The organism is Fodinibius sp., assembly GCF_041642155.1.
In the GTDB taxonomy this organism is placed as follows: Bacteria; Bacteroidota; Rhodothermia; order Balneolales; family Balneolaceae; genus Fodinibius.
On the sequence record NZ_JBEPWZ010000236.1, the window covers coordinates 1 to 4913 of the forward strand.

Below are 4913 nucleotides of genomic sequence, written 5' to 3' on the forward strand. Positions count from 1 at the left end.
AATATGATCACCGTTCTTAACAAAGAGGGAGAGGTTGCCTACCAGCGCAAACAGCTATCGGATCAACAGGGCAAGGTTATTAATGTCATTAATAACTTAAGCAGCTGACACGACTGCGGCGGCTTCTCATACGCTCACTATTTCACTGCAGATAGTGCTTCCTATTTTGATTAGCATACATAAGTATCACCACGCCAACGATGAAAGCCCCTCTACGGGACTCCATAAAATGCCAGGCTAAACAAATAATAAAAAACGCATATCTTGCTACTTGTCTGAACTGCATGGCAAGATAAAGACTTATTTCTACTGCCTGCCTTTTAGCATTCCTTGCAACTGTAACTATTGCAAACATGCAATATTACATAAAATGACCTTGCGTGAATGCAAAACTATCCGTTCGCTCCATTTTTACAGGGCGAAACCAACTTGATTTAGATTAAGCAGGAGACATTTTTCATGCGCTTGCCGGTTTTGGTACGCTTGTTGCGGAAACTATTGCAAGAAAATAAAAGACAAAATTGTCTTAAATACAAACCACAAAACCTCAGCACCATGAACTTTCCAAAACGTACCATGGCTCTTTTAACCGGACTAATTTTTGCAGGTTTTTTTACCCTTGCCCAAGCCCAAACAGGTGAATATGAGCTGGATGGCATGACCTTCGGCATGCCGGAAGCAGAAGTCTTTACCGAAGACTATGACGGACCTCCCGTGGCAGGAGAATATCTGACAATGTTACCCAACCTCAAACCGCTGGATTATGAAGGCAACAAACACCACGAGGTTCGAATTGATATTATCGCCCAGGAAATTGAAGTGGCCGACGGGGTCAAATACAACGCCTGGACCTTCGGGGGCACGGTTCCAGGCCCGGTATTGCATGTAAAAGAAGGCGATCGAATCACCTTTGTCATGAAAAATCGTTCGGACGAAGAAGTAACGATCACAGAACCTACGAAAGAAGGAGCTCCTTTTATGCAGCAGACTGCTCAAAATAATTTCATGAAGGCGCAGCCTGCTACCATGCCTATGCCGCACTCCATGGACTTCCATGCCGGGACGGTAGCCAAAGATGACAAATGGAGAAGTATTTCTCCCGGCGAGTCTATCAAGTTCGATTGGATTGCCAACTATGCCGGGTCCTATATCTATCACTGCGGTACGCCCAGCGTGCTTATGCACACGGCTATGGGGCAGCACGGTGTAGTTGTCGTATCCCCCAGGGATGGCTACGACACAGATTACGAAGTCGATAAGGAATTCGTGGTAGTCCAATCCGAATATTACCTGAAAAAGGGAGCCGGAGAGCTGTTCCAGTACGATTTCGAAGCGGCCCTGAATGTGAATCCGTCCCATGTGGTATTCAACGGGCACCAGACGATCCTGCATGACCAGCCTCTGGAAGCCAATGCCGGCGACCGTGTCCGCCTGCACGTATCCAACAACGGACCCAGCGGAACCTCCAGCTTCCACGTGATCGGCGCCATCTTTGATCGCGTTTGGATGGAAGGTCATCCTTTTAACGAAATGCGCGGGATGCAGACCGTACTTTTGGGTGCGTCGAGTTCCGCTACCATGGACTTCATTGTACCCGAAGAAGGAAAATATATCCTGATCGACCACGAGTTTGCCGATGCTGAGAAAGGCGCCACAGGCACCCTGAAAGCTGGTCCTCGTACCAACTAACCACCATCACCTATAATTCACTTGTAACTATTAATCTATCTTACAATGAAACTCCCGACGAATATAATACCTGGTACCCTTACCCTGCCTTCACTGGTTGTGGTGATGGTCTTCGGTCTGGCAGCGGCCGCTTGGGCACAGCCGGACAGGGTACTGGTTCCGTCGGGATCATTTCATTCCGTAATGCCCGAAATGAAAGGAGAAGCCGTTCCAGTAGATTCTTTCTACCTGGATATTACGGCTGTAACCAACGAGAAATTTGCAGGGTTTGCCGATCAAAATATAAATTGGCGGCCCAATGAAGTACCTGCTGTATTTACCAACAAAGGATATTTGAAACACTGGCAAGAAGAAGGCCATAAGCCAGATTATAAACATATTGGCCGTGAACGTCCCGTGACCAATGTGTCATGGTTTGCCGCAAATGCGTATTGTCAATGGAGCGGAGGACGCCTCCCCACGCTGAATGAGTGGGAATATTCCGCACAACTCATGGATTTCGATTCCTCCGGCGAAGTCAATGAATTTGCTACAAAATTAGTCGGCTGGTATTCAAGTGTGGATACCAAAAACCTCGGAGAAGTAGGATCTACCGGCATAGAAACCCGAGTAGGCGTGAAGGACCAGTTCGGGCTGATCATGGAGTGGGTACAGGATTTTAAACCACCCGTTGCCGATGATCTTTCCCTGGATTGCGGTACGGTCGGAAGAATGCAGCAGCTCGGCAATGCATACAGCTATGCCGCTTCTATCCGCTATATAACCCGCATGAGCTATAACCCCAAAAGCTCCATCGGTACGATGGGGTTTCGCTGCGCCTATGATGTCGACCCGAAACTCGAATCGAACGAACCATAAAGAACCATGAAAACACTTCCTATCCTATTGATTTTCCTTTTTGGGGTGACAAGCTTGCAGGCCCAGCATCATCACGCGGCAGACAACGAACTGGAAGCCGGGAAAATAAGTGCCGGGTACTCACTTTATCACCTGGATGCCCCGTGGACAACTCACCGAAATGAGACCGTCAAACTCAGTGATTTTAGCGGATCAGCCGTTATTGTTGTGATGTTCTATGGCAACTGCAGGGAAGTGTGCCCGGTTTTAATTCAGGACGCCTGGCGCTTGTACAACAGGGTAGAAACATCCCGGAGAGAAGCGGTGAAGGTGCTGGGCATTACTTTTGATACGGATAATGACACTCCTGAGGTATTACGGAAATACGCAAAATATGAACAGCTGGATATTCCCGGCTGGCATTTCATGACCTCCGAAGACGCAACCGTTCGCAGCCTTGCAATGATGTTGGGCGTGCAATACTCGAAAAAGAGCGATGGACACTTTGCCCATTCCAATCTTGTCACGGTATTGGATAAGGAAGGAAAGATCGCCCGGCGTGTCGAAGGATTAAACCAGCCAATGGAAGAAGCGGCTGCTGTCATTGATTCTGTCGTTATTGCTAACAAAGAGAAAGAGCAATGAAGTATAAATATTCAGCAATATTATGTTTCTTTGGGTGTTTATGGATGGGCAATGAGGTGCTTGCCCATCAGGTGCAAAGCCTTTATATAGATACGGTTAGCGTTGAAGTCAAAGGCACGGATGAAGACGCGCGATTTGAACCGGCTGTTGTAAACGTTAGTCCGGGCGATATCCTTCAGTTCGTGGTACGTGAGGGAAGGCATACCGTAACTGCTTATCATCCTGACAACCGGCGCCCTCTACGAATGCCCGGATCAGTCGAATCTTTTGACTCCGGATTGCTGACAAGTGGTGACGTATGGTTTTTGACGATCTCCCACACAGGCGTGTATGATTATTACTGCCTGCCGCACGAACGAATGGGACATGCGGGACGCATTATTGCGGGCGCTGTTGAAGCTAAACCGGACTATCCTGATGAAGGCATACCTCCGGCTGTACTAAGGATATTAAAGTGAAAATGAGTCATTTTAACCAAACAATACGAATCAAAATAAATCCCAACGAGGACCTATTATGAAAACATTAACAAAAATAACAGTAATTCTGGCCGTTTTATTCACCGGAGTCATTTCATCGGCGATGGCGCAAAGGACGATAGAGATCATTGGAACTGATAACATGAAGTTTGATGTGACAACCATTGAAGCCACCCCGGGTGAAGAAATCACTATCAAGCTGACTACCAAGAGCCAGATTCCCAAACAGGCCATGGCACACAATGTAGTTGTCTTAGACAAAGATGCTGATGTCGATGCTTTTGCGAACGCTTCCGCACGGGCTCGCGATAACGAATATCTGGCCCCCGATTACGAAGACGATATCGTTGCCGCAACAGGTCTTGCAGGCGGCGGTGAAACCGTAGAGGTAACCTTTACGGTGCCCGAGGAAGAAGGAGACTATGAATATATCTGTTCCTTCCCGGGACATTATGCAGCCGGTATGACGGGGGTATTGACCGTTAAAGAAGAATAACTGTTTTCGTACTTACTTTTTTCTTCGAAAGACCCGGGAGAGAACGTGCTTCGGCAATTACTCCACCGGGTCTTTTTTTATATCCTCTGTCTTGGAAGTTGCGCAGTAACTGTCCGGTTGAAATACGCAGCACGCGACTCCATTCAACTCATGCCCTTCTTCCTATGCCAAGCCCCACGACTCATGGCTTATTCCAATCACTTCTTGAGAATCGATTCGTCCAGCATGTCCGTATCCTCAAACACAAAATAATTGGCAAAATAAATTCCTAAAAATACCGAAAGGATCGTACCGGAGAAGATGGCCACCATAATCATAATCTGGTACTTGATAGCAATAATGGGAGAGCTGCCGCTGAGGATCTGACCGGTCATCATACCGGGCAGCGAAACCAATCCGATAGTAGCCATGGAAGCCAGCGTGGGATTGGCCGATTTCTGCAGGGCTTCGCTGATAAAGGAATGCAACGCCTCGTTCCGGGTGGCACCGCTGGCAAGATAAAACTGGTAGCGCTCCCTATGCTCACTCAAACTGTAATAAAACGCATTGATACCGATAACATTGCTGCGCAGGCAGTTTCCGAGCACCATGCCGGTAATAGGGATAGTGTACTGGGCAGCCAGGAACTTCGGAAGCTGAATCACCACTTCAAGGAAAAAAAGATCAATAACAATAATACCCAGGAAGGTCGCACCGAAGATAGGGATCAGCAGCGATTTCCTGCGTTTGAGACCGCTGCGGTCAATGGTGGCAAAATCGGCCACCAG

Annotated in this window: 6 protein-coding genes; 5 read left to right on the top strand and 1 reads right to left on the bottom strand. The window is 47.8% G+C overall.

Annotation, left to right across the window (positions count from 1 at the left end; genetic code table 11):
- Positions 1-555 precede the first annotated feature (555 nt).
- The 5 genes from ACESLU_RS11740 to ACESLU_RS11760 are packed head-to-tail and all read left to right on the top strand — an operon-like array spanning position 556 to position 4146.
- Entirely contained in the window at positions 556-1689 is a 1134-nt protein-coding gene (locus ACESLU_RS11740; RefSeq protein WP_372638836.1) for a multicopper oxidase domain-containing protein, read from the top strand.
- Between the two features lie 45 nt (positions 1690-1734).
- A complete protein-coding gene (locus ACESLU_RS11745) occupies positions 1735-2547 on the top strand; it encodes a formylglycine-generating enzyme family protein (protein WP_372638837.1) in 813 nt (270 codons plus the stop codon).
- 6 nt (positions 2548-2553) lie between these two features.
- Positions 2554-3171, top strand: a complete 618-nt coding sequence (locus tag ACESLU_RS11750) for an SCO family protein (protein WP_372638838.1) — start codon at positions 2554-2556, stop codon at positions 3169-3171.
- A 44-nt stretch (positions 3172-3215) separates the two neighbouring features.
- The gene (locus ACESLU_RS11755; RefSeq protein ID WP_372638839.1) at positions 3216-3629 is read left to right on the top strand and encodes a plastocyanin/azurin family copper-binding protein; all 414 of its coding nucleotides are present in this window, start codon (positions 3216-3218) and stop codon (positions 3627-3629) included.
- Between the two features lie 58 nt (positions 3630-3687).
- Positions 3688-4146 (top strand): plastocyanin/azurin family copper-binding protein, encoded by a 459-nt coding sequence (locus ACESLU_RS11760; RefSeq protein WP_372638840.1) that lies wholly within the window; start codon positions 3688-3690, stop codon positions 4144-4146.
- 197 nt (positions 4147-4343) lie between these two features.
- Here the strand turns inward: ACESLU_RS11760 and ACESLU_RS11765 are convergent.
- On the bottom strand, positions 4344-4913 hold a 570-nt coding region (locus ACESLU_RS11765), incomplete at its 5' end, for an ABC transporter permease (RefSeq protein ID WP_372638841.1).